The organism is Bacillus sp. HY001, from assembly GCF_007558965.1.
In the GTDB taxonomy this organism is placed as follows: domain Bacteria; phylum Bacillota; class Bacilli; order Bacillales; family Bacillaceae_G; genus Bacillus_A; species Bacillus_A mobilis.
Map to the genome: position 1 here is coordinate 76,460 of NZ_VLTE01000026.1, position 22,554 is coordinate 99,013.

The 22,554-nt window shown below is 39.0% G+C and carries 21 protein-coding genes, 1 pseudogene and 1 riboswitch; of the genes and pseudogenes, 9 read left to right on the forward strand and 13 right to left on the reverse strand.

The genetic code is table 11. The features are described from left to right. Positions 1–28: 28 nt before the first annotated feature. Entirely contained in the window at positions 29–490 is a 462-nt protein-coding gene (locus FOT98_RS13580) for a GNAT family N-acetyltransferase (protein ID WP_063261524.1), read from the forward strand. A 38-nt stretch (positions 491–528) separates the two neighbouring features. Then, positions 529–671, forward strand: a riboswitch (cyclic di-AMP (ydaO/yuaA leader). A 96-nt stretch (positions 672–767) separates the two neighbouring features. After that, a complete protein-coding gene (locus tag FOT98_RS32370) occupies positions 768–911 on the forward strand; it encodes a hypothetical protein (protein ID WP_000945246.1) in 144 nt (47 codons plus the stop codon). 54 nt (positions 912–965) lie between these two features. On the opposite strand, the gene FOT98_RS13585 is transcribed toward FOT98_RS32370, so the two are convergent. The 9 genes and pseudogenes from FOT98_RS13585 to FOT98_RS13625 all read right to left on the reverse strand — a co-directional run bounded on the left by FOT98_RS13585 (position 966) and on the right by FOT98_RS13625 (position 11,270). Then, the gene (locus tag FOT98_RS13585) at positions 966–3,479 is read right to left on the reverse strand and encodes a BC_3345 family exosporium-associated protein (protein ID WP_080467646.1); all 2,514 of its coding nucleotides are present in this window, start codon (positions 3,477–3,479) and stop codon (positions 966–968) included. Between the two features lie 22 nt (positions 3,480–3,501). After that, a complete protein-coding gene (locus FOT98_RS13590) occupies positions 3,502–6,009 on the reverse strand; it encodes a collagen-like protein (RefSeq protein WP_063261526.1) in 2,508 nt (835 codons plus the stop codon). A gap of 148 nt (positions 6,010–6,157) precedes the next feature. Next, the gene (locus FOT98_RS13595; protein ID WP_063261527.1) at positions 6,158–6,913 is read right to left on the reverse strand and encodes a class I SAM-dependent methyltransferase; all 756 of its coding nucleotides are present in this window, start codon (positions 6,911–6,913) and stop codon (positions 6,158–6,160) included. 41 nt (positions 6,914–6,954) lie between these two features. After that, a pseudogene (locus FOT98_RS13600) lies at positions 6,955–7,041 on the reverse strand (CGNR zinc finger domain-containing protein); the annotation flags it as partial. 77 nt (positions 7,042–7,118) lie between these two features. After that, complete coding sequence (locus FOT98_RS13605) at positions 7,119–8,033, reverse strand: tetratricopeptide repeat protein (protein ID WP_063261528.1); 915 nt, start codon at positions 8,031–8,033, stop codon at positions 7,119–7,121. Positions 8,034–8,198: 165 nt separating this feature from the next. Next, complete coding sequence (locus tag FOT98_RS13610; protein ID WP_002172712.1) at positions 8,199–8,747, reverse strand: DUF2179 domain-containing protein; 549 nt, start codon at positions 8,745–8,747, stop codon at positions 8,199–8,201. Positions 8,748–8,946: 199 nt separating this feature from the next. Further along, a complete protein-coding gene (locus tag FOT98_RS13615; RefSeq protein ID WP_063261529.1) occupies positions 8,947–9,360 on the reverse strand; it encodes an ATP synthase subunit I in 414 nt (137 codons plus the stop codon). A gap of 52 nt (positions 9,361–9,412) precedes the next feature. Next, on the reverse strand, positions 9,413–10,741 hold the full coding sequence (locus FOT98_RS13620; protein ID WP_063261530.1) for a hemolysin family protein: 1,329 nt from the start codon (positions 10,739–10,741) through the stop codon (positions 9,413–9,415). Between the two features lie 121 nt (positions 10,742–10,862). After that, a complete protein-coding gene (locus tag FOT98_RS13625; protein ID WP_000285637.1) occupies positions 10,863–11,270 on the reverse strand; it encodes a MerR family transcriptional regulator in 408 nt (135 codons plus the stop codon). 357 nt (positions 11,271–11,627) lie between these two features. Between FOT98_RS13625 and FOT98_RS13630 the strand changes: the two genes are divergently transcribed. From FOT98_RS13630 to FOT98_RS13650, 5 genes are all read left to right on the forward strand, one after another. Next, a complete protein-coding gene (locus FOT98_RS13630; RefSeq protein WP_063261531.1) occupies positions 11,628–12,341 on the forward strand; it encodes a hypothetical protein in 714 nt (237 codons plus the stop codon). A 99-nt stretch (positions 12,342–12,440) separates the two neighbouring features. Further along, entirely contained in the window at positions 12,441–13,208 is a 768-nt protein-coding gene (gene rfbF / locus FOT98_RS13635) for a glucose-1-phosphate cytidylyltransferase (RefSeq protein WP_061678953.1), read from the forward strand. 1 nt (position 13,209) lies between these two features. Beyond that, positions 13,210–14,265, forward strand: coding sequence for a CDP-glucose 4,6-dehydratase (rfbG, locus tag FOT98_RS13640; protein WP_063261532.1), 1,056 nt, complete (start codon positions 13,210–13,212; stop codon positions 14,263–14,265). Between the two features lie 12 nt (positions 14,266–14,277). After that, positions 14,278–15,501 carry a class I SAM-dependent methyltransferase gene (locus tag FOT98_RS13645; protein WP_063261533.1) on the forward strand — a complete coding sequence of 408 codons (1,224 nt, stop codon included), beginning with the start codon at positions 14,278–14,280 and terminating at the stop codon, positions 15,499–15,501. Then, complete coding sequence (locus tag FOT98_RS13650) at positions 15,498–16,421, forward strand: NAD-dependent epimerase/dehydratase family protein (RefSeq protein ID WP_063261534.1); 924 nt, start codon at positions 15,498–15,500, stop codon at positions 16,419–16,421. The genes FOT98_RS13645 and FOT98_RS13650 overlap by 4 nt, the downstream gene beginning before the upstream one ends. Here FOT98_RS13650 and FOT98_RS13655 read toward each other — a convergent pair. Next, on the reverse strand, positions 16,390–17,175 hold the full coding sequence (locus FOT98_RS13655) for a glycosyltransferase family 2 protein (protein ID WP_080467647.1): 786 nt from the start codon (positions 17,173–17,175) through the stop codon (positions 16,390–16,392). The two genes, FOT98_RS13650 and FOT98_RS13655, sit on opposite strands and share 32 nt — an antisense overlap. Before the next feature lie 325 nt (positions 17,176–17,500). Here FOT98_RS13655 and FOT98_RS13660 point away from each other — a divergent pair, with 325 nt between their 5' ends. Beyond that, entirely contained in the window at positions 17,501–18,385 is an 885-nt protein-coding gene (locus FOT98_RS13660; protein ID WP_063261536.1) for a DMT family transporter, read from the forward strand. A gap of 42 nt (positions 18,386–18,427) precedes the next feature. On the opposite strand, the gene FOT98_RS13665 is transcribed toward FOT98_RS13660, so the two are convergent. Beyond that, complete coding sequence (locus FOT98_RS13665; protein ID WP_063261537.1) at positions 18,428–19,249, reverse strand: pentapeptide repeat-containing protein; 822 nt, start codon at positions 19,247–19,249, stop codon at positions 18,428–18,430. 195 nt (positions 19,250–19,444) lie between these two features. Here FOT98_RS13665 and FOT98_RS13670 point away from each other — a divergent pair, with 195 nt between their 5' ends. Next, positions 19,445–19,621 carry a DUF1272 domain-containing protein gene (locus FOT98_RS13670; RefSeq protein WP_063261538.1) on the forward strand — a complete coding sequence of 59 codons (177 nt, stop codon included), beginning with the start codon at positions 19,445–19,447 and terminating at the stop codon, positions 19,619–19,621. Between the two features lie 184 nt (positions 19,622–19,805). On the opposite strand, the gene FOT98_RS13675 is transcribed toward FOT98_RS13670, so the two are convergent. Both FOT98_RS13675 and gntK read right to left on the reverse strand, forming a co-directional pair. Further along, positions 19,806–20,864 carry a lactonase family protein gene (locus FOT98_RS13675; protein WP_063261547.1) on the reverse strand — a complete coding sequence of 353 codons (1,059 nt, stop codon included), beginning with the start codon at positions 20,862–20,864 and terminating at the stop codon, positions 19,806–19,808. Between the two features lie 126 nt (positions 20,865–20,990). Next, positions 20,991–22,532, reverse strand: coding sequence for a gluconokinase (gene gntK, locus FOT98_RS13680; RefSeq protein ID WP_063261539.1), 1,542 nt, complete (start codon positions 22,530–22,532; stop codon positions 20,991–20,993). Between the last annotated feature and the right edge of the window lie 22 nt (positions 22,533–22,554).

Genomic DNA, 22,554 nt, shown 5'->3' on the forward strand with positions numbered 1-22,554 from the left:
AATAAAGTCTACAAGGAGGTTTTACCCTATGATTCAAAAATTAATTACTACTTCTCACAACACCGCTACTTCTATTTTAAACATTCAAATACCCGCTTATGAAATTGAAGCAAAATATATAAATAGTACGGCTATCCCTCGTCTTTATGATACTGTAGCCGATATTCAATCATGTGATGAAATTTTTCACGGCTATTTTTATGAAGATACGCTTGCCGGGTTTATTTCTTTTAAAATGGATGAAGAGGAAGTTGATATTCATCGTTTAGTAGTATCCCCTGATCATTTTCATAAAGGAATTGCAACAAAACTACTACTATATGTATTTGACATGTTCTCCCCTTCACAAACATATATTGTACAAACAGGGAAAGAAAATACCCCCGCTCTGTCTTTATATAAAAAACATGGATTTATTGAAGTAAAGGATATCATATTACCTGATGGAGTGATTTTAACCTCACTAAAAAAATCAGAAAACAACAAATAGTTTGACTCATCAATTTATTTATGTTATCTTTTACTTTATAAAACCTTTTGCTGAGTCCAAATTTTGGAGCGGGGGAACCATTTTTGTAGCCATGCTACTTGGGGCGAATCTTATTTAAGTAGGGAAACTCTCACTTCCCGAGTCCGACAGCTAACCTCGTAAGCGTAATGGGAGAGGAAGGTGCTTTTTGCCTATGTTACACAGTGTACCTCCTTAATTATAAATATGGGATCGATACCAATAGACACCTATATTTATAGAAAAGGAGACATGTATAATGTTACGTTTATCTGATCACGCAATCAAAATGATGGAGCAAAGACTTCGACTCGAACAACACCGCACATATCAAGCAAATAAAGTTGTAGATAACTTACATCACAAATACTTCTTTCAACATATTTTTCAACCGAAAAGATAAAGAAAAAAACACAAGGTGTGTCTATACAGACATTCCTTGTGTTTTTTATATTCCTTATAATATTCTCACTACATTTAAACTTGCCGTAATCGCACCTGCTATAGTCGTCACATGCCCTACACCTAATGGACCATTTTGTAATATTAATGTTGAATTAGCACTCGTTACATTCACAAGAAGCGTATTTGAAATGGCAGGTTCGATTACTACAGTTGATGTCGTTACGTTTTGTATAAAACTCCCTGTTAGTTGAGCTCCATTTAATAATAATCTGACAGATACTGTCTCATTCCCAGCACTTGCGTCTCCTTGAAAATAATAACTTACCAAATATATGCCTGGTGTAGATACGGTAACCGTTGTGGCACTAGTTAAAGATACACCAGTTCCATATACAGTGGATCCAGAATTAATTGGGATGTTGGCATTTGCTGCAATTGCACTCGTTGAGGTAGAAAAGAAATAACCGCCCCCTGTTGATATTGCAGATGATCCGGTTGCTCCTGTTAAGCCTGTTGGGCCCGTGGCACCGGTTGGGCCTGTTACTCCCGTTCCCCCTGTTGCTCCTCTTATTCCTTGTATGCCTTGTATTCCTGTCGGCCCTGTCGCACCAGTCACTCCCGTCGCTCCCGTTGATCCGGTTGCTCCCATCACACCTTGTGGACCTTGAATTCCTTGGATTCCTTGTGGGCCTGTTATTCCAGTCACTCCGGTTGCTCCGGCCTGCCCCGTTATCCCTTGTGGCCCTTGGATTCCTTGCACGCCTTGTGGACCGGTTGCTCCTGTCTCGCCTGTTGCTCCCGCTTGCCCCGTTACCCCTTGCGGCCCCTGAATTCCTTGGATTCCTTGTGGACCAGTTGCTCCCGTCGGTCCTGTTGCCCCAGTTGGACCGGTTGCACCTGTTGATCCGGTTATTCCTTGGATTCCTTGCGGTCCAGTTGGGCCTGTTGGACCAATCGGACCTTGTATTCCTTGAAGACCTTGAATGCCCTGTGGACCGGTTGGACCCTGAATCCCTTGTATTCCCTGTATTCCTTGCGGGCCTGTTGCACCCGTTGGACCAGTTGGACCCTCTGGACCTTGCACGCCTTGAATTCCAGTCGGACCGGTTGGGCCGATGCTTCCTTGTGGCCCCTGTATTCCTTGTATTCCTTGAGGACCGGTTGGACCAGTTATTCCACTTGGACCTTGCACTCCTTGTAAACCTTGAGGACCGATTGGGCCGATTGGGCCTTGGATTCCTTGCAGACCCTGTAAACCTGTTGGTCCAGTAGCTCCCATTACTCCTTGCTCACCTTGTATTCCTTGTATTCCTTGCGGTCCGGTTGGACCAATTGGCCCTTGTGCCCCTTGCACTCCTTGTTGACCTGCCTGACCGGTTGCTCCTATTGGTCCTTGTACTCCTTGTAAACCTTGTATTCCGGTTGGGCCGGTTGCCCCCTCTACTCCTTGTGGACCTTGAATCCCTTGGTCACCCGTTGGACCTGTTGCCCCCATTGGACCCTGTACGCCTTGCAAACCTGTTAAACCTGTTACCCCTGTCGGTCCCTGTATTCCTTGTACTCCTTGTATTCCAGTCGCGCCTGTTGCTCCTGTCGCCCCAGTTGCCCCCGTTGCTCCAGTTGGACCGGTTGGACCTCCCGGCGATCCGGCTGGACCCGTTGGACCGGTCGGGCCTCCTGGCGGACCGGTTGGACCTGTTGCTCCGGTTGGACCCGTTGCAGATCCTGTTGGACCAGTTACTCCCGCCTGACCTGTCGATCCTGTTGGACCTGGATCACCTTGCAAGCCAGTTGCACCTGTTGGTCCTATTACACCTTGCACTCCTTGTATCCCCTGAGAACCAGTTGGGCCGGTTAGGCCCATATCACCTTGTGGACCTTGTAAACCTTGAACACCAGTTGCACCTGTTGGTCCCATCAGCCCTTGTTCTCCTTGTATTCCTTGTAAACCTGTTGGACCGGTCGGCCCCATCGGACCTTGAATACCTTGTATACCTGTTACACCTTGTAATCCACTACCTCCTAAATTCCCTTGAACACCTTGTATACCCGTATTTCCCGTTGGACCAGTCGGACCAATTTCACCTTGCACTCCTTGTATACCTTGTATTCCGGTTGGACCCGCCTGCCCCATTTCACCTTGCATACCTTGTATACCTTGTATTCCGGTTGAACCTGTTTCTCCCATTGGCCCTGGTATTCCTTGTATACCTTGTATTCCGGTTGGGCCAGTCGGCCCCCGTTCACCTTGAATACCTTGAACTCCTTGTATCCCCTGTGGACCTTGTTCTCCCGTCGGCCCTTGGTTACCTTGAGCCCCCCTTGGTCCTGTTAAACCCATTGGACCCGTTGGACCAATCTCTCCCTGCACACCTTGCACTCCTTGAATTCCTGTCGGACCGGTTGGACCAATTGGTCCTTGTACGCCTTGTATTCCTTGCGGGCCAGTCGGTCCACCTAAAGAACCTGTCGGACCCGTTGGACCAGTCGGCCCCGTAATACCTGACGCCGGAAAAGGAATAGGTGCTTGAAACTTACTACACTTATCTTGATCCCTCACAAGCATCTCCCCCGTTATCACTAACGTATTAAACTATTTTTAATACATTTAAACTAGCAGTTATCACACCAGATAATGTCGTTACATGCCCAATAACTAATGGGCCATTTTGCAAAGATAAAGTAGCATTTGAAGAAGCAACATTAATGACCATCGTATTAGAAATCGCTGGTTCTAATACAAAAGTCCCTCCTGTAACATAAAAAATAAAACTTCCTGCGACTTGCGTTCCATTTAACGTAAGCCTCACGGAAATCGTTTCATTCCCCCCATTTGGATCACCTTGAAAATAATAGCTTACTAAATATATTCCCGGTGTACTTAACGTTACAGTTGTTGCATTTGTTAAACTCACATCAGAACCAAAAACTGTAGATCCGGAATTAATTGGTACTAATGCATTCGCTGCAATTGCACTTGTTGAGGTAGAAAAGAAATAACCGCCACCGCTAGGTAAGCCAGTCGCTCCTGTTGCACCTACAATTCCTAAAAAACCTATAGGCCCTTGACTACCAGTTACTCCAGTAGGTCCTACAGCTCCAATCGGCCCTTGACTACCTTGCGCTCCAGCTGGACCTATACTACCGTTAACCCCTGTTATTCCCCTTACTCCAGTTGGACCTTGTATTCCTTGAATACCTTGCACACCTTGTATTCCGGTTACTCCTGTTGCACCGGTAGGTCCTGTCACTCCTGTATTTCCTTGTATTCCCATAATCCCTTGAGCACCTTGTATACCTTGCGCACCGGTCGCCCCTGTTTCTCCTGTCGCTCCTGTTTCTCCAGTTTCCCCCGTAATCCCAACATTTCCTTGTGGTCCTTCAGGTCCCTGATTACCTTGCGCACCTTGCACTCCTTGTGATCCTGTTATCCCGTTTTCTCCTAGATTCCCTTGAGGCCCTCTAATTCCTTGTGCACCTGTCGGACCTGTTATTCCTTGTATCCCTTGCATACCTTGAGAACCTTGCGCTCCTGTTGGGCCTACTATACCTTGTGTTCCTTGAGGTCCTTGCAAACCAATCACACCAGTTGGACCGATTATTCCTTGGACTCCTTGAAGACCTTGTGCACCTTGCGCACCAGTTAATCCAATTACCCCTTGTATTCCTTGAGGTCCTTGTATCCCTTGCAATCCAGCTGCTCCTGTTTCTCCTTGTATTCCTTGAGGCCCTTGTATCCCTTGTGCTCCAGCTGCTCCTGTTTCCCCTCGTATTCCTTGTGGACCTTGGGCTCCTGCCGCTCCTGTTGTGCCAGTGGGACCGATTATCCCTTGTAACCCTTGTATTCCTTGTGCTCCTGCCTGACCCGTTATCCCTTGTATTCCTTGCACACCTTTAGGACCTTCTGCACCTGTTGGACCAATTTCTCCCTGTGGACCTTGAGTTCCTTGGGGACCTTCTGCACCTGTTGCTCCTGTTACTCCTTGGTTACCTTGAGAACCTTGTGCACCTTGCATTCCAGCTACACCAATTACCCCTTGAGAACCTTGTGCTCCCCTTACACCTTGAGGGCCAGTGGGACCAGTTATACCTTGTAACCCTTGTACTCCAATTGCACCAGTTCCGCCTGTTACACCATGTGCACCGGTTTCACCTGTTGGACCTGTTGGCCCCCCAGGTGGACCGGGTGGGCCAGATGGACCAGTCACTCCACTAGATGGACCAATTGGACCGGTTGTTCCCGTCGGAGCACCCGGAGGGCCTTCTGGTCCTTGCATACCAATACTTCCAGTTGCTCCTGTTATACCACGTGCTCCTTTTGCTCCTTGAAAACCTGTGGATCCATTTATCCCTTGTATTCCTTGACCACCTTGTGGGCCTTGAGGACCTATTACACCTGTTATCCCCTTTATTCCGCTTATCCCTTGAGGTCCTTGTATTCCAGTAGAACCAGTTGGGCCAATTACACCTTGTATTCCTTGATCACCTTGGTGTCCTTGCTCTCCAGTAATTCCTTGTATGCCTTGTGGACCTTCTTCTCCTTGTAGACCTGTCGTTCCGTCCTCTCCTTGTATTCCTTGCGCTCCTTGAAGTCCTTGTGGGCCCGTTACACCTGATATCCCGGTTACACCTATTTCTCCCTGCATTCCTTGTGCGCCCGTTTGCCCTTGTTCTCCAATTTCCCCTTCTATCCCCGGGGGACCTTGTAGACCTTGACTACCAGCAGGGCCTGTAATTCCTTGTATACCTTCTACTCCTTGTAATCCAATATCACCAACTGGACCTTGCTCTCCAATTAATCCTTGAAGACCTTGTAAGCCAATCGAACCAGTAATTCCTTGCTCTCCGGTATCACCAATGGCACCTTGTATTCCTTGAGCACCTGTTGTCCCTCGTGGACCTTGTATTCCCTCGATACCTTGAGGACCTTGTGGACCAGTTGCTCCTGTAGGACCAGTAATTCCCGGAGGCCCAACAGGACCTTCATGCCCTCCAGTTGGACCGATTGGACCACTATTACCAGTTGGACCAGTTGCTCCTATAAGTGGAAGAGGCAGTGCCACTCCAAATTTTTTGCACTTTCTATGACGACGCACAACAATCCCCCTTCCTAAAAATAATTACACCTTTTATATGAAATGCATTTTTATAAGAAAAGTACACACCTGACCTCATTTTTTTAAAAATAAAGAAGCCTATCATTTCATGTGTTTGAAACGATAGGCTTCTTTATGTAAAAATACTTTACTTTCTCGCCTTAATAATAAAGGTAGTCGGCACCATTCTAGCTTTATATAAAGAATAATATTTCGTAGAAGGTTCAGCTCGTTCTTCATCAAATAAGCTCGATGGTTCAGGCTCTTCTATTCTCTCAATTGTAAATCCCACTCTATTTAACTCATTTATGTATGTACTTATTTTTCTCTTATATAATGTCGCTTGTACATTTTCCCCTTTAAATGTTTCAAACGTAATAGGGGTTTCCTCATGATAAGAAGACTTAAAAGCAATTTCTTCTGTACCATACTGTAAATTTGAATATACTGGGTGCTCCCAACTAAAAATAAAACTTCCTCCTGGCTTTACATACGAATAAATCAGTTCCAACGTTTTTCTTAAATTCGAAGTCCATCCTAATGCGTAAATGGAGTATACAATATCAAAATACCCTTTCGGAATATCCACTTCCTCTTCCATTGCTCCGCATACTAACTTTGGCTTCCAACTCTTTAACGTTTCATTCGCTGTTTTAATTTGTTCACTTGAAAGATCAAGACCCCATAACTCTTCCGCCCCACGTTCTGCCATATATTGCAACGAATGCCCACTCCCACATCCAATATCAAGAACCTTTTTATTTCTAATTGAATCAAACAAATGAATCTCATCTTCAGACGCTGTATACGGGCCATATTTCGGTAAACAATCTACTTGAAAGAAATATGGTGCCACTGTATCCCAGCACTTTTTATTTAACGCTAACATTTGTGTCCCTTTCATATTCTACATTCCCCCATCCCATTTTCTTCCCCTACTATAAATTACACATTATAACCTGATCTTCCTTTTCTCTTCGCCCGGTAATTTTTCACTTTCGCAATCGTCCTGGATGATGCTCTTCCTCCTTCCCCACAATCATTATTCGGAATCAAAAAGTGACCTATAATAAAAAGATTCGACCATCATATTTGACAGTCGAATCTTTTCACTCTCCATATTCAAGATGATTATGTCTTTTACAACCAAATAAATAGCAACCGCCTAAATGATAAGTTTCAAATTCTAACTCTGGAACATATCCAGATTTGATACGTGCTATCATTGCTTTATAACAATTATTTTCTTCTGTATATTCCTCAATTAACTCTTTCTTATCTTCTTCTGTCCAGTTTTCTTCTACTTCTTCATTTTTAACATCTTCTATTTCTGCTGTTTTCGCTTCGATAGATTCCCGTATCACTTCATTTATCCGCGAGTAGTTATTAGCTTTATATAAAGCATACACAAATCTACCAATCCAATCGGGGCTTTTCCAAACTTCTTTGTATCCCTTTTCGAAGCATTGAATGGCTTCTTTATAGCACTTCAACTCAACGTATAAATCTGCTACATTAATTTCTCCTACAAAATCATCAGATTTCCTGTTAAAAGCATCTAACTTCTCTTTCGCTTCTGTCGTTCGTCCTAAATCGATTAAACATTTTACATAGATATACATGATATAGTCCGAATCCCCTGCAACTCGCAAGAAAAATTCTGAAGCTTTTTCAAACTCTCCAAGGTTATAATGTGCTACAGCTACATTGTGAAATGCTTCATCCGATGGTTGAATCAAAATAGATTTTTGTAATGCTTCTTTTGCTTCTGCCCACTTTTTTTGTTTTATGTAAATGTCCCCTAATATGTTATAAGGAAAGTATGAGGAAGGATTCAGCTTCACAACTTCTTTTATTAATTCCAGAGCTTTATCGTCATTTTCTTCCTCATAAAAGTACATCCAAGCAAGATTATTGAGAGATTGTACATCTCTAGATTCATGTACAGCTCGTTGAAACATCTTCATTGCTTCCTCATATTCATTTTGTTCAAACATTTCAATTGCCTTCTCGTTAATGTTCAAGTAACTACCTCCGAAGTGAATGAATTCATCTATTACCTAGCATTATTTTAAAATACAAAAATTGGAATTTCCATAAAAAAGAGAGGAACCTTTTTCAAAATAGATTCCTCTTTTTTTATTTTTGAGATTATGCCATGCTTTTAAAGCTGCACTACTCCCTTTTCTTTACGATGCATGATGATCTTTCTTTTTCATTAACGCTCTCTTCTTCATCGCCTTCGTTAAATATCCACCTTTAAATGAACGAATTTCATAAGAAGACATAAACGCTTTCGGTGCAATTTCATTAATAATTTCTAACAGTTCTTTTTCTCTAGAACGCTTTGCAACGATATCTAAGCGATAACGGATTGAATTAATACCTTCGCCCTCAAATACTGTAACGCCAAATCCAGAGTGACGTAATTCATCTACTAATTCATTACAACGGTCTAGTAAACTAACTTGATACGTAATATAACCAATTGCTAATTTATTCTCTATATAACCGCCTAATAATAGTCCTGTACTAAAGCCAATGACATAGGCAACGATGTTCATCCAATTTGATAAATCTTGAAACACAATACCTAAACTGACAATGTAAATAGCCCCTTCTAACAATCCAACACCAGCAGCGGATCTTGTTTGATTCTTTACAAGCAAAATCGTACGGATTGTCAAAATTGGAACGTAAATAATTTGAAGCACAAAAATAAGTAACGCTTGTAACATTGGTATCCACCTCTTTCAAAAAGTCTTTTGTCATAATAACATACATAACCTTTAGAAATCGATGGGTTTTTAAATTTTTTTACAATATTTTTCATACTATTGAAAAACGTAAAAAAGAAGCGTATTATATTTGTCGTAATTTTGATTACCTTCATTAACGTGCTTAAACACAAAAAGGAACCCCATTAGGTCCCTTTCATCATAGCTCTATGTTTTTCGAAGCATGTTCCCTTTGCTTCTCTTCTTCTTTCACTAACTGCATATTTGCATAAGCTAAATTCGCAATCATTAAAAAGTGACCACCTAAAATGCCTGTACCAAATGCCCACATTTCCATTTCATGCTCAATTTCATACATGATAATAGCCCCTAAAATGGCTGCTGCAAATCGGTTTAACATTCCTAATCCAGGAGCCTTTTCTTTCATTACGATACTTTTTCCGAGTTTCTCTACTCTGCGAGCTAATAACCAAAGGCAATATGCACTTACAGCTAATCCGATACCAAACCCTGTTACTTGTTTTCCAAACGGAGTAATCGTCCACATAAGTAGTAAACCACTAAAGATCACATACAATTGTAATCGATATACACGTAAGGCTGCTTGAATCAAAATATCCGCTCCTAATTTCGCATTTTTTATACTTTAGAAGAAAAGCAGCAACTTACACAGTTGCTGCTTTCTCTTCTTCTTGCTCTTGTTCCATCTTACGAATTTCAACACGTTTAATTTGGTAAGCGTCTTTTTCTAACACTTTAAATGCATAACCTTCCGCCTCAACATGTTGTCCTTCTTCAATTTCATGATTTTGCATCATAATCCAGCCACCGATTGTATCCACATCGTCTTCTTCAATGTGTAATCCAAACAAATCTTTTACTTCTGAAATAAGCACTTTTCCATCAACGATTTTATGGTGCTCATTCACATGCTGAATTGGTGGTGCTTCATCTTCATCATATTCGTCACGAATTTCGCCGACGATTTCCTCCAAGATGTCTTCAAGCGTTACAATCCCTGCTGTTCCTCCGTACTCATCATATAAAACAGCCATCGGAATTCGCTTCTTCTGCATTTGAAGTAATAAATCGTGAATTGGAGTCGTTTCCATCACTTCAATAATCGGACGCATATACGAGCGAATGGATGATAAATCTTTTTGATCTTCGGTCATATATCGAATAAAGAAATCTTTTACATTGACCATACCGATAATATCATCTTTATCTTCTCCAAAAATCGGATAACGTGTGTATCGCTCATTTTGGATTACTTTCATGTGTTCTTCTACTGAATCTTCCAGGTAGAAACCAACGATTTCTGTTCGCGGTACCATAATCTCTTTTGCAATACGATTATCAAATTCAAAAATGTTATTTACATACTTGTATTCAGCTTGGTTAATTTCGCCGCTTTCATAACTCTCTGAAAGGATAAGACGTAATTCTTCTTCTGTATGAGCTACTTCATGTTCTGAAGCTGGTTTTAAACCGAACATGCCAGTTACAACACGAGCTGAACCGTTTAATACCCAAATAAATGGATACATGATTTTATAGAACATCATTAACGGTGTTGCCAATAACAACGTTACTTTTTCAGCCTTTTGGATTGCCATCGTTTTCGGAGCTAATTCCCCTACTACAACGTGTAAATATGTCATTAACATAAAAGCAAGACCAAATGTTAATACTGATGAAACAGAAGGATTTAAGTTCCATTTCTCAAATAACGGGTGTAATAACTTTTCGATTGTCGGTTCACCTAACCAACCTAATCCCATAGCTGTAACTGTAATACCTAATTGACAAGCAGATAAATATTCATCTAAATTTGTTGTTACTTTTTTCGCTGCTAAAGCACCGCGTTTCCCTTCCGCAACAAGCTGATCGATACGACTTGAACGTACCTTTACAATCGCAAACTCTGCTGCTACGAAAAATCCAGTAAATGCGATTAAAATCGCAACCATGACTAAATTAAATATTTCCAATGAATCCCCTTAGTTTAAAAAACTAAGGTGTCCACCTCCTGTATACTATAATGTTTTCTTATTTGTTCATTAGAAAACATAGCCCGATACAAAAATTAAAGAGGTCGGATTTCACTTTATTCTATAATAATAGAGCAAGTGTCTGTATTAAAGCTGTCGTTTGACCAGATAAAGATTTCGATATTTTTTCACGTTGTGAATCAGTCAATCCATCTAAAAGCGGCTTTAACTCCGTTAACTCTGCTTCTAATCGATGAATATGGTCTGTCACTTCATTCACTTGTTTCGAAACGTGTTCATTGATACCGAGCAGCTTCTTCTTCTCCTCGATTTTCTCTTTAATCTCACAAAGCGGCATATGCATTTCTTTGCACTTCTCAATAAATTGTAATGTCTCAAATGCTGTTTCGTCGTAATAGCGATAATTAGATTGAGATCGCTCCGCTTTTAAGATTCCTAGATTCGTATAATAATCAATCGTTCGTTTCGACACGTGAGCCATGAGAGCCAACTGTCCGATTCGATACACCTTCCCAACGATCTTCCCCCCCTTGTTTATATTACTACCATCATACAATACATAAACTGTACAGTCAAACGTGACGGTTTCTTATTCATAATTTATACAAAATTTCACATGCCATCTAAGTATGTAGTATATTCACACTCTATAATTCTATCTATATAGTTTGATTGCCATTATTTAATATACAGATAACAAAATGTAAAAATGGAATCACACGTTTCTTTCAACCTTACTTAAGATAAAACATATGATAATAATATTAAAATAAAATCATTATTTATGTAATTGGAGGAGATTAAAATCACTAGGACAATTATCTCTCACTTTTATAATGAGGAATATTTATTACCATGGTGGCTTATGCATCATACAAAAATATTTGATCACGGCATATTAATTAATAGAGGTTCTACAGATCGTTCCGTTGAAATTTGTAAATTATTTGCTCCCAACTGGGAAGTACGAAATTCGAGATTTCTTGATTTCGATCCCACTAATACTGATATTGAAGTGATGGAAATTGAAAGAGAAGTTTCAGGTTGGAAGATGGTATTAAATACTACGGAATTTCTTTGTTGTAATAATGTAGATAAATTTTTCTCATCACTTCATACGCTAAACCAAAATATGTATGCGATTAGAATGATTGTCATGATTGATAAGCATGATTACAATTATTCAAAATTAAGGTATTCTATCCCATTAGTAGAACAACGATATCATGGACTTTTCCCTTATAATCCAGCATTGGGATGTGCCTGGAGATTTATACACAACCATCTTGATGGCGCGTATTTCTCTGGTAGACATTATTCGCGACACCAACATATCGTTTATAACTATCCTTCTTTCATTTTAAAATTTTATTTTAGTCCTTGGAATGATCGGGCAAAGGCAAGAAAACTACAAATTACACCTACCCTTTCAAAAATGGGTATTCAAATGGGACTCCAAACACATTATGGCCAGTCCTCTGACGAACTTGAAACTCGATTTTTAACCCTTAATAGCTCAATACAAGACCTACGTAACCACCCTGAATTTCAACAGTTATTCCCCAAATTCAAACCTTAATACTCTTCACACATTTGTATTCACTTAGTCAAAAACAAAAGCGTTTGCATACAATATAAATACTGTATATGCTATATTTTTTATTTTAGGAGGAAAAAAATGAAAGCTGTTATTCTTGCTGGTGGATACGGGACTCGGATTGGGGAAGAAACGCATTTAAAACCAAAACCTATGATTGAAATTGGAACAAAGCCTATTCTATGGCACATTATGAGCTTGTATAGTCATTACGGCATTACTGAGTTTATTATTTGCTTAGGCTATAAAGGATATGCAATTAAAGAATTCTTTCTAAATTACAACTTACACATGTCAGATTTCACAATCCATTTAAGCGACAATACAATTACTAGCCATTCTCATCGTATTGAACCGTGGAAAGTTACACTGATCGATACCGGTCTAAATACTGAAACGGGTGGACGGGTTAAAAAAATACAAAATTACGTCGGGGATGAACCTTTTTGCCTTACTTATGGTGATGGATTAAGCAATGTAAATATACAAGATCTTATTGCATTTCATAAAAAACACGGAAAAATAGCTACTGTTACAGCCGTACAACCTCCTGGGAGATTCGGTTCTCTCGTCTTAGATAAACAGTCTGTCACATCTTTTCAAGAGAAACCTTTAGGTGATGGTGGATGGGTTAACGGTGGATTTTTCATTTTAAATCCTGATGTTTTCAATTACATCAGTGGAGAGAAGTCAGTTTTTGAAACAGACACTTTAGTTCAGCTAGTAAACAAAAACGAATTAGCCGCATTTCAGCATACTGGTTTTTGGCATCCGATGGATACATTGCGCGATAAAAATAAATTAGTCGAGCTATGGGAAAATAATAACGCTCCGTGGAAGGTTTGGTAATATGGCTTCATCATCTTTTTGGAATAAGAAAAAAGTATTTATTACAGGACATACCGGCTTTAAAGGCTCATGGCTCACCCTTTTTTTAACTTCATTAGGTGCAGAAGTAATCGGCTACTCTTCTCATCCTCCATCAACTCCTAACCTTTTTGAACAAGGTAACGTAGCAAAAGAGTGCACATCAATTAATGGCGACATTACAGATTACGATTCTTTATTCCGTGCCCTACAGCAACATAACCCGGACATACTATTTCATTTAGCAGCCCAGCCAATTGTCACCATTTCATACAAAAATCCTATCGAAACATTTAAAACGAATGTTTTAGGTACTGTTCACGTATTAGAAGCAGCAAAACATATAGAAAGTATACGGAGTATCATTAATGTTACAAGTGATAAATGCTATGAAAATGACGGGAGCGGTAACCAGGCATTCGTGGAAAGTGACCGGCTAGGAGGTTTCGACCCTTATAGCGCTAGTAAAGCGTGTGCTGAACTAGTTGCAACTTCCTATCAAAAATCATTTTTCCGCACTCATACGCAAAAACTTGCCTCAGTAAGAGCGGGTAACGTCATCGGCGGTGGTGATTGGGCAGAAGACCGATTATTCCCAGATGTCATTCGTGCATATTTACAAGACGCTACATTAAATATTAGAAACAAACACGCTATTCGCCCGTGGCAACACGTATTAGACCCTTTACATGGCTATACCCTTCTAGCCGAAAAACTTGGGCAAGACGCCGAATATGCAGAAGCGTGGAATTTCGGTCCGATGAATGAACCTAACAGAACCGTTCATGATGTCATTCAATCTATAATGAAATTATGGAATCAACCACTAACAATCCTTACTCCTCATACAGACACTCCTTATGAATCACCTATTTTAACACTCGACAGTACAAAAGCAGTAAATAAACTCGGTTGGACACCTAAGTTATCAACAGACCATTCTATCGCTTGGACTGTTGATTGGTACAAAAAATATGCATCTGGTGAAAATATGGAATCTTTCACACGACAACAAATCGATGCATTCAAAAATTTATAAGGGGGCTATAAAATGGAACAGAAAAAATGCCGTTTTTGCCACTCATTACTAACAAATACTTTTTTAGATTTAGGAGTTTCCCCTCTCGCTAACTCATTTGTAGCTCCTGAAAACTCAGATAAAATGGAGCCATTTTATCCGCTGCACACATTTGTTTGTCACTCTTGTTTGCTTGTACAATTAGATGAATTTGAATCTCCGCACAATATTTTTCATGACTATTTATACTTCAGTTCTTACTCATCAAGCTGGCTACTACACGCTAAGCAATACGTAGAAATGGCTATGAAACGTTTTAACTTAACAAACCATTCGAAAGTAATTGAAATTGCGAGTAACGACGGATACTTATTACAATACTTTCAAAAAGAAAATATCGAGACGTTAGGAATTGAGCCAGCAAAAAATGTAGCAGAAATCGCTATCCAAAAAGGTATTCCTACTGAAGTAAATTTTTTCAGCAATGATTTAGCAAAAAAGTTACCGCAAGCAGATTTAATCGTCGCAAATAACGTATTAGCACACGTTCCGAACTTACACGATTTTGTCACCGGTTTAAAAACGTTATTAAAACAAGATGGCACGATAACAATTGAATTCCCGCACTTATTAAATCTCATATCATGTAAACAGTTTGATACTATATACCATGAGCATTTCTCCTATTTCTCACTTATAAGTCTTCAAAAGGTTTTAGCTCACCATCATTTACAAATTGTTGATGTAGAAGAACTTTCAACGCACGGTGGGTCATTGCGTATTTTTATAAACCATCATAATGACTCATCCACTATCCATTCCAATGTTACAAACTTAATCCAAAAAGAAGTAGATCACGGACTAGATACATTAGATTGCTATCTCCTTTTCTCTAAACACATCGAACAATTGAAAATAAATATTTTAAAATTTTTTATAGAAGCAAAAGCTTTAAACAAACAAATTATAGGTTATGGTGCTCCTGCTAAAGGAAACACCCTTTTAAATTATTGCGGGATTGGAAAAGAATTTCTAGCTTATACAGTAGATAAAAACCCTCACAAACAAAATCTCCTTCTACCAGGTACCCGCATTCCAATACAATCTCCAGAAGAAATTAAACGTACAAAACCAGATTACATTCTCATACTTCCTTGGAATTTGAAAGATGAAATTATGAAAGAATGCTCTTTTATTCGTGAATGGGGCGGCAAATTTTTAGTAACGATACCAGAAGTTGAGGTAATTGAGCCATGAAAAAAATCCTTATAACAGGCGGTAGTGGATGGATTGGTAAATATGTTGTAAATTCTCTTATACAAAAGGGCTATGAAGTGCACGCCACTTACAATACAAATAAACCTTCTCACCTTTCTTGCCATTGGCATAAAGTAAACTTACTTTGCGATGAAGAAGTAAAAAAACTCATTTACGACATGAAACCTAGTCATCTCATTCATTTAGCTTGGGAAGCAGTGCCGCCAGCGTGTTATGTGTCTATTCATAATTACTATTGGCTTACATCTAGCATCTCATTAATTCAACACTTCACAACATGCGGCGGAGAGCGAGTCGTTGTTGCAGGTACTGGCGCAGAGTATGAATGGTTTAACGGCGTACTATTTGAAGATTCACCACTTCTTTCCTATAAAACCCCGTATTCATTATGTAAAAACGCACTACATTCCTGGCTACAATCATACGCTGAGCAAACAGGCCTCAGCATGTGTTGGGGCCGCATTTTCCATATGTACGGCCCTCACGAACAAGGGAATCGGCTCGTTTCTAACATTATCACTTCCTTATTAAAGAACGAGGAAGCACTATGTACACATGGAAAACAATCAAGAGATTTCCTCCATGTGGGTGACGTCGCTGATGCTCTCGTAACTGTATTAGAACACGGCGTTACAGGCACAATCAATATCGCTTCTGGTCAATCTGTACAAATTAAAGAATTAGCTTCTATCATTGCTAAAAAGATAGGAAAAGAACATTTAATTAAACTAGGTGCGATCCCTTTCTCTAAAGATGAACCTTTATTCGTCGGCGTTAATGTAGAGCGTTTAAAAAATGAAGTAAACTGGAAGCCAACATACAATCTAAATACAGGAATCGAAGAAACAATTTTATGGTGGGAATCATTTATAAAAAAGCATAACGATACGCCTCACTAAAACGTAAATCCTTCGCTCCTCTCGCTAAATCCTTATACCATTCTTCTAATTTTTCAGGTGTTATAATATGATGCGTTCCCATTCCCCCATGCTTACTAGCTTCAGAAAGAGTCGGACCAATTTGTAATTTCCGCTTTCTCATCGCATCATTCCACGGACTAAATCCAAACCATAATATACAAGCAAGTGGCGGATAAATCATAGATTCATGTGCAGATAAATGTCTTCCAACCGTATAACTTCCGTGTGCATGATTATGAATAAATCTACCTCTTCTCCATAACGCCCAATCTTCTGGTAAATAGCCGTGAAATCGCTGTTTCATTAAAGGTATCCCAAAGTTAAGGTCCGGATAATTATAGTTAAGATCATCGACCATAATAAGCCCTTCCAGCCAATACATCCTCCCTCCCAATTCATTCAGTGATTTCCAAAACTGATTTTTATCTTGTACACAAAGAAACTCAGTCGTATTTAAAATCATTTTCCATCCCTTTACTTCTTGTTCTACCATCATCACTTCATGATCTGTCGCTAGTGCATCAAATTCCGGATTTGCAGCATCTCGCACTTCCCAGTGTGGTGCGAATTTTTTACAAATTTCAACCGAACGATCTGTTGAACCTTTATTAATTAAAATGCCATGATCGAATAGTTTCGTATGATGAGCAAGCCACCACGGTAATAAATACTCTTCATTGTAAAAATGAGAAATTACGGTTGTAGTTATAACAATCTCCTCCTCTTTCTCTATTAATCTACTTTTTCATCCTACTGTTACTATACTTATCAGTTATGTAATTGGTTTCTTTTATTTTAAAAATATGTTTTTCTACCATATACTATGCTTTCTTAAACAATTTCCATTTTCTAAAGAAACATCCCAATAAACTGAAAATTAAGTTATAATATCATTATAAAATATGAAGGAGGAATGCACTCATGTACTACAACACTTCATTCGAAAACGATCAACCTGTAGGCCGTCTATAAACTAAGGCGGGCATTCATATAACACGTACACTATGCCTCGTCTTAGGGAACTCATAATACCCTAAAAATAGACGGAGGTACTTTACATGAAACAAACAATTTTAGGAGCTATATGTTTATCACTAGCAGCTAGTATATGGGGCGGTATGTATGTTGTTAGTAAATACGTACTCGACTTTATCCCACCATTGACACTCGTTTGGCTACGCTTTATCATAGCTTTTGTTGTTTTATATGCAATTTTGAAATTAGCTGAGAAAAAGCAAAAGAAGAAAGTAACCATTCGCAAAAAAGATTGGATTTTATTCGCTTGGATTGGATTTATCGGATATTTCATTTCGATTACATGTCAATTTATCGGAACAAAATTATCTGACGCTCATACAGGCTCGTTAGTAACATCAGCCACACCAGCATTTATGGTTATATTTGCGGCGATCATTTTAAAAGAAAAACTAACTGCCCGTAGACTTCTATCTATTATCATAGCGACAATTGGTGTCATCATCGTAATTGGATGGGATATTGAAATTGGGTCCTATTTTATCGGTACAATCATATTAGTTGGAGCCGCTATTACGTGGGCTTTACTATCCATTTATGTAAAAATCGCTTCCGCTCAATTTTCATCTTTAGTTATTACAACGTACGCCATATTCTTTTCACTCTTTTTTATTACACCTTTTATGATATGGGAACTACAATCAGCCTCTTTCGAAACAATAAATACGTACGTAATATTAGGCGTAGTTTACTTAGGAGTCGTCTCAACAGCAGGTGCCTTTTTCCTTTGGAATAAAGGATTGGAATTAATGGACGCAAGCATCGGATCATTATTTTTCTTCTTCCAACCTATCGTCGGATCATTGCTTGGTTGGCTGCTCTTAAATGAGACATTAAATAGTAACTTTTTTATTGGTGGTATTCTTATTGTATGTAGTGTTTTCATTACTACTTTTGAAAAGAAATAAAAAACAGGCAGAGATTTTTAATCTCTGCCTGCTCCATACTCTTTACGCACTCCAATGCGATGGACGGGACAACATTTTCGGTAATTTCGTATGTGTATCCCCTTTCGCCGCATTAATTTGAACTTGCGTCAGAAAAATACTATTTGTAAAATCAGCGCCGCGAATATCTGCATCTCGCAAATCTGCTCCGATAAGATCTGCTCCTCTTAAGTTTGTTCCATTTAAGTTAGCCGCAATTAAGTAAGCTCCTCTTAAATCCGCTCCTTGCAAATCTTTCTTTTTCAAATTCGCTCCCATAAGGTCTGCTCCGCGATGACTCATTCGTTTCTTACGCGTTGGATTCATTTCCTTCCAAACTAGCTCACTCGTTTCTAAAAGTAAAACATTGACTTCCGCACGGTGTAATGGAATATTTACTTTCATTAACTCGTCCGCAGTTAAATTTGAAAGGCGCTCCGTCTCTTCAATCGCTTTACTTAGTTCTTTATGAATCGATTGTGTCGCCTTTAACAGAATCGCCTCATTCAAATACCACAGTATTTCATGAAGCTGATGCATAATCGGAAAAGCATCATACATTTTTCTCGCATGCTTTGCATCTTGCCGCCAATCAATCCCGTTAAATGTAACTTGCGAAATCTTCTGCCCAGCACCGAAACACTCAAACACTGTACAACCTTTATAACCTTTTCCTCTAAGATTTTTATGTATGCTACATTTAAAATCTGACTGTAAGTTAGAACATGGTTTCCCGCCATCTTTATTCACCGCAAAATCTACCGATGCTGCGAATGGTAACGCCACGCAACATAAACCGAAGCATTTTTCGCAGTTTGCTTTTAAATGATCGTTATGATTAGTCAAAATATATACCCCCTGTTGTCTTTTGACTATTTCATAATATTCCAACCTTATTAAATAATCAATTTAAAAATAAACGAGCTTCTTTCATTTCAAATCATAACTTTATCATTCGATTTCCTTTCAATTGAAAAAGACAACTTCTATCTAATGAATTATAATTAAATTATAAATATTCAAACTAAAAGGAGACTTACTATGGCACTCGAAATGAAAACCAACTGTCAAATTTGCGATCAATCTCTTCAACCAAACTCTGAAGCTTACATTTGTGTGTATGAATGTACATTTTGTACACCATGCACAGAAGAGAGAGAAAACGTTTGCCCAAACTGCGGCGGCGAATTAGTACGTAGACCTAAGAAAAAACAGTAAAAAGCAAAGCGATATCGCTTTGCTTTTCTCTTTTTTTGAGGATTTGAAATTATATCAACGATTTTTCAAATATATCGAACACAACTTCAAATATATCAACGATTTTTTTAATATATCGACGTTTCGACAAAGGATATCGACTTACCGGCAAATAACGACACTACTTTATGCATTGAAACTCCAATTAAACATTCAAAAACTTCACACAAACAGGCTCTGGTACAACAACATCAGATTGCAGCAGTGTTAACTTCCCTGTCGTTTCATTTCTTGAAAATAGCACAAGATTATGTGACTTTTCATTTGTAGCAATAAGAAACTTTTCAGTCGGATCTATTACAAAGTCCCTCGGCCAATTTCCCTCTGTAGATGTATGTGCAACAAATGTAAGCTCACCTGAATTTTGATCCACACTGAAAACAGCAATACTATTATGGCCACGGTTCGCTGCATATACAAAACGGCCGTCAGAAGAAATATGAATCGCACTTCCTTGACTATTGTCATCAAATTCTTTCGGAACGGTAGAAATATATTGCAACTCTGTAAAGGACCCTTCTTCCGGATTATATGATAATGCAATAACTTCCGAACTAAGTTCAGTCATCACATAAGCATGCTTTTCGTTCGGATGAAAAGCAATATGTCTCGGACCACTTCCTGGGTTCACAGACAAGCTATTCACTTCTTTTAACTTACTATCTTTTATTTCATATGTAATGATTTTATCAATTCCTAAATCAACACCTACCACATATTTTTCATCTGGAGTATATCCCGCGTAATGTGCATGTGGTTTTTCTTGTCTTTCTTTATTCGGACCTGAACCTTTATGTGTAATAATAGAGGCAACGTTAACAGTCCCATTTTCCTCATCTACTACAAAAGACTCAATCGTTCCTTTATGGTAATTCGCTGTAACTACCGTACGATTTCCACTATCCACACTAATATGACAAGGAGAAGCCCCTTCTACTACTTGTCTATTTTGTTCCGTTAGCTCTCCAGTATGACCATTAATCGAATAAGCAGCTACACCACCAGCTTCTCCTTCTTTAACAACAGAATAGAGATATTCATTATTTTTGCTGATCGTTACATATGTAGGGTTATCCAGCTTAGCCGCAAGTGTTACATTACTAATTTTTTGCGCTGCCGTGTCTAACGTAAACTTATATATCCCTTCACTATTTTCTTTCGTGTACGTTCCAACATATCCGATAAACTCTTTGTTATCCGCCATTTTCATAACCCTCTCTCCCTATATTTTTCGTTCACCATACTACTTAAAATATTTTATGTTGAAAGAGTATCCTAAAAAATCGGAGTACCTCTTTATACGTTACCACATTTTCCTTCTAAATAGCCTTTAAACCCACTTTTTTTGATACGCTGCTATACTTTCATATTCTTCTTCCAAGTGACGTGCCAAACGAATATAAATCGGTGTTAATTCTTTATATTTCTCCACACTTTCCATGTTTGGCTCATGATAAAAGTTGGCACCTACCATTTCAGAAACTACGTGTAATGAATCTACTTCACCTAAACTATATAAACCGAGGATTGCCGCTCCTAAGCAAGAGCTTTCGAAACTTTCCGGAACATGTACGTCTTGATGAAAAATATCCGCCATCATCTGTCTCCAAAGTTCTGACCTTGCAAAACCACCTGTCGCTTGAATTTTTTTCGGTTCGCCAATTAATTCTTTTAACGAAAGAAGGACTGTATACAAGTTATAAATGATTCCTTCTAAAACCGCACGGATAAGATGCTCTTTCTTATGATGTAGGCCAAGCCCAAAGAAAGATCCCCGCGCATTCGCATTCCATAAAGGAGCTCTTTCACCTGCTAAATATGGATGAAATAATAAACCGTCAGAACCAGGATTCACTTTCGCTGCAATTTCCGTAAGCACTTCATATGGATCTTTCCCTAAACGTTTCCCATGCTCAACTTCTAACGTACATAATTGGTCGCGAACCCACCTAAAAATCATACCACCATTATTAACCGGTCCACCAATTACCCAAAGGTCCTCAGTTAACGCGTAACAAAAAATCCTCCCCTTCGGATCCGTTACAGGCTGATTCGTTACAACTCGCACTGCACCGCTCGTACCAATTGTAATAGCAACTACTCCAGGTTCTATTGCATTTACACCTAAATTCGATAGTACCCCATCACTCGCACCAACTATAAAAGGAGTAGTAACAAGTACATTCATCTCTCTTGTAAGTTCTTCATGCATCCCTATTAAACTGTGCGTCGTTGGAACAACTGTAGATAGCTTTTCCTCTGTGATTCCTGCAACACGCAAGGCTTCTTCATCCCATTTTAAAGATTTCAAATTGAACATTCCTGTTGCTGATGCAATAGAATAATCAATTACATATTTCTGAAATAACTTATAGAAAACATACTCTTTAATTGAGATGAATTTATAACTCTTTGCAAATAACTCAACATGTTCATTTTTAAGCCAAACTAATTTCGAAAGTGGTGACATAGGATGGATTGGCGTTCCAGTACGAAGGTAAATTTCATGACCATTCATATCAGTTTTTATTTTTTCTGCCCAGCTCGCGCTTCTATTATCTGCCCAAGTGATACATCTCGTTAACGGCTTCCCTGCTTCGTCTACAGCAATGACACTATGCATGGCCGAACTAAAAGAAACACAAAGAATATCACCTGGCTGTACATTACTTGATTGTATAGTTTCCTTAATCGTATGTATGACCGCTTGAAAAATCTCTTCTGGATCTTGTTCCGCTGTTTCTGGCGTAGGAGAATATAAAGGATATTCAATTCCATGACTTGCAATAACAGATCCATCAACCGAAAACAAAACTGCTTTTGTACTAGTTGTTCCAATATCTACACCAATCATATATTTCGAACTCACTATGTAACCCCTTTCAAATTATTCC

Excerpts from the sequence above, each read along its gene's own strand:
- FOT98_RS13650 (WP_063261534.1), top strand. The coding sequence starts at position 15,498 with ATGAAAAAAATCCTTATAACAGGCGGTAGTGGATGGATTGGTAAATAT.
- rfbG (WP_063261532.1), top strand. The coding sequence starts at position 13,210 with ATGGCTTCATCATCTTTTTGGAATAAGAAAAAAGTATTTATTACAGGA.
- FOT98_RS13670 (WP_063261538.1), top strand. The coding sequence starts at position 19,445 with ATGGCACTCGAAATGAAAACCAACTGTCAAATTTGCGATCAATCTCTT.
- FOT98_RS13585 (WP_080467646.1), bottom strand. The coding sequence starts at position 3,479 with ATGCTTGTGAGGGATCAAGATAAGTGTAGTAAGTTTCAAGCACCTATT.
- FOT98_RS13645 (WP_063261533.1), top strand. The coding sequence starts at position 14,278 with ATGGAACAGAAAAAATGCCGTTTTTGCCACTCATTACTAACAAATACT.
- FOT98_RS13660 (WP_063261536.1), top strand. The coding sequence starts at position 17,501 with ATGAAACAAACAATTTTAGGAGCTATATGTTTATCACTAGCAGCTAGT.
- FOT98_RS13675 (WP_063261547.1), bottom strand. The coding sequence starts at position 20,864 with ATGGCGGATAACAAAGAGTTTATCGGATATGTTGGAACGTACACGAAA.
- FOT98_RS13630 (WP_063261531.1), top strand. The coding sequence starts at position 11,628 with ATGCATCATACAAAAATATTTGATCACGGCATATTAATTAATAGAGGT.
- FOT98_RS13610 (WP_002172712.1), bottom strand. The coding sequence starts at position 8,747 with ATGTTACAAGCGTTACTTATTTTTGTGCTTCAAATTATTTACGTTCCA.
- FOT98_RS13595 (WP_063261527.1), bottom strand. The coding sequence starts at position 6,913 with ATGAAAGGGACACAAATGTTAGCGTTAAATAAAAAGTGCTGGGATACA.
- FOT98_RS13580 (WP_063261524.1), top strand. The coding sequence starts at position 29 with ATGATTCAAAAATTAATTACTACTTCTCACAACACCGCTACTTCTATT.
- FOT98_RS32370 (WP_000945246.1), top strand. The coding sequence starts at position 768 with ATGTTACGTTTATCTGATCACGCAATCAAAATGATGGAGCAAAGACTT.
- rfbF (WP_061678953.1), top strand. The coding sequence starts at position 12,441 with ATGAAAGCTGTTATTCTTGCTGGTGGATACGGGACTCGGATTGGGGAA.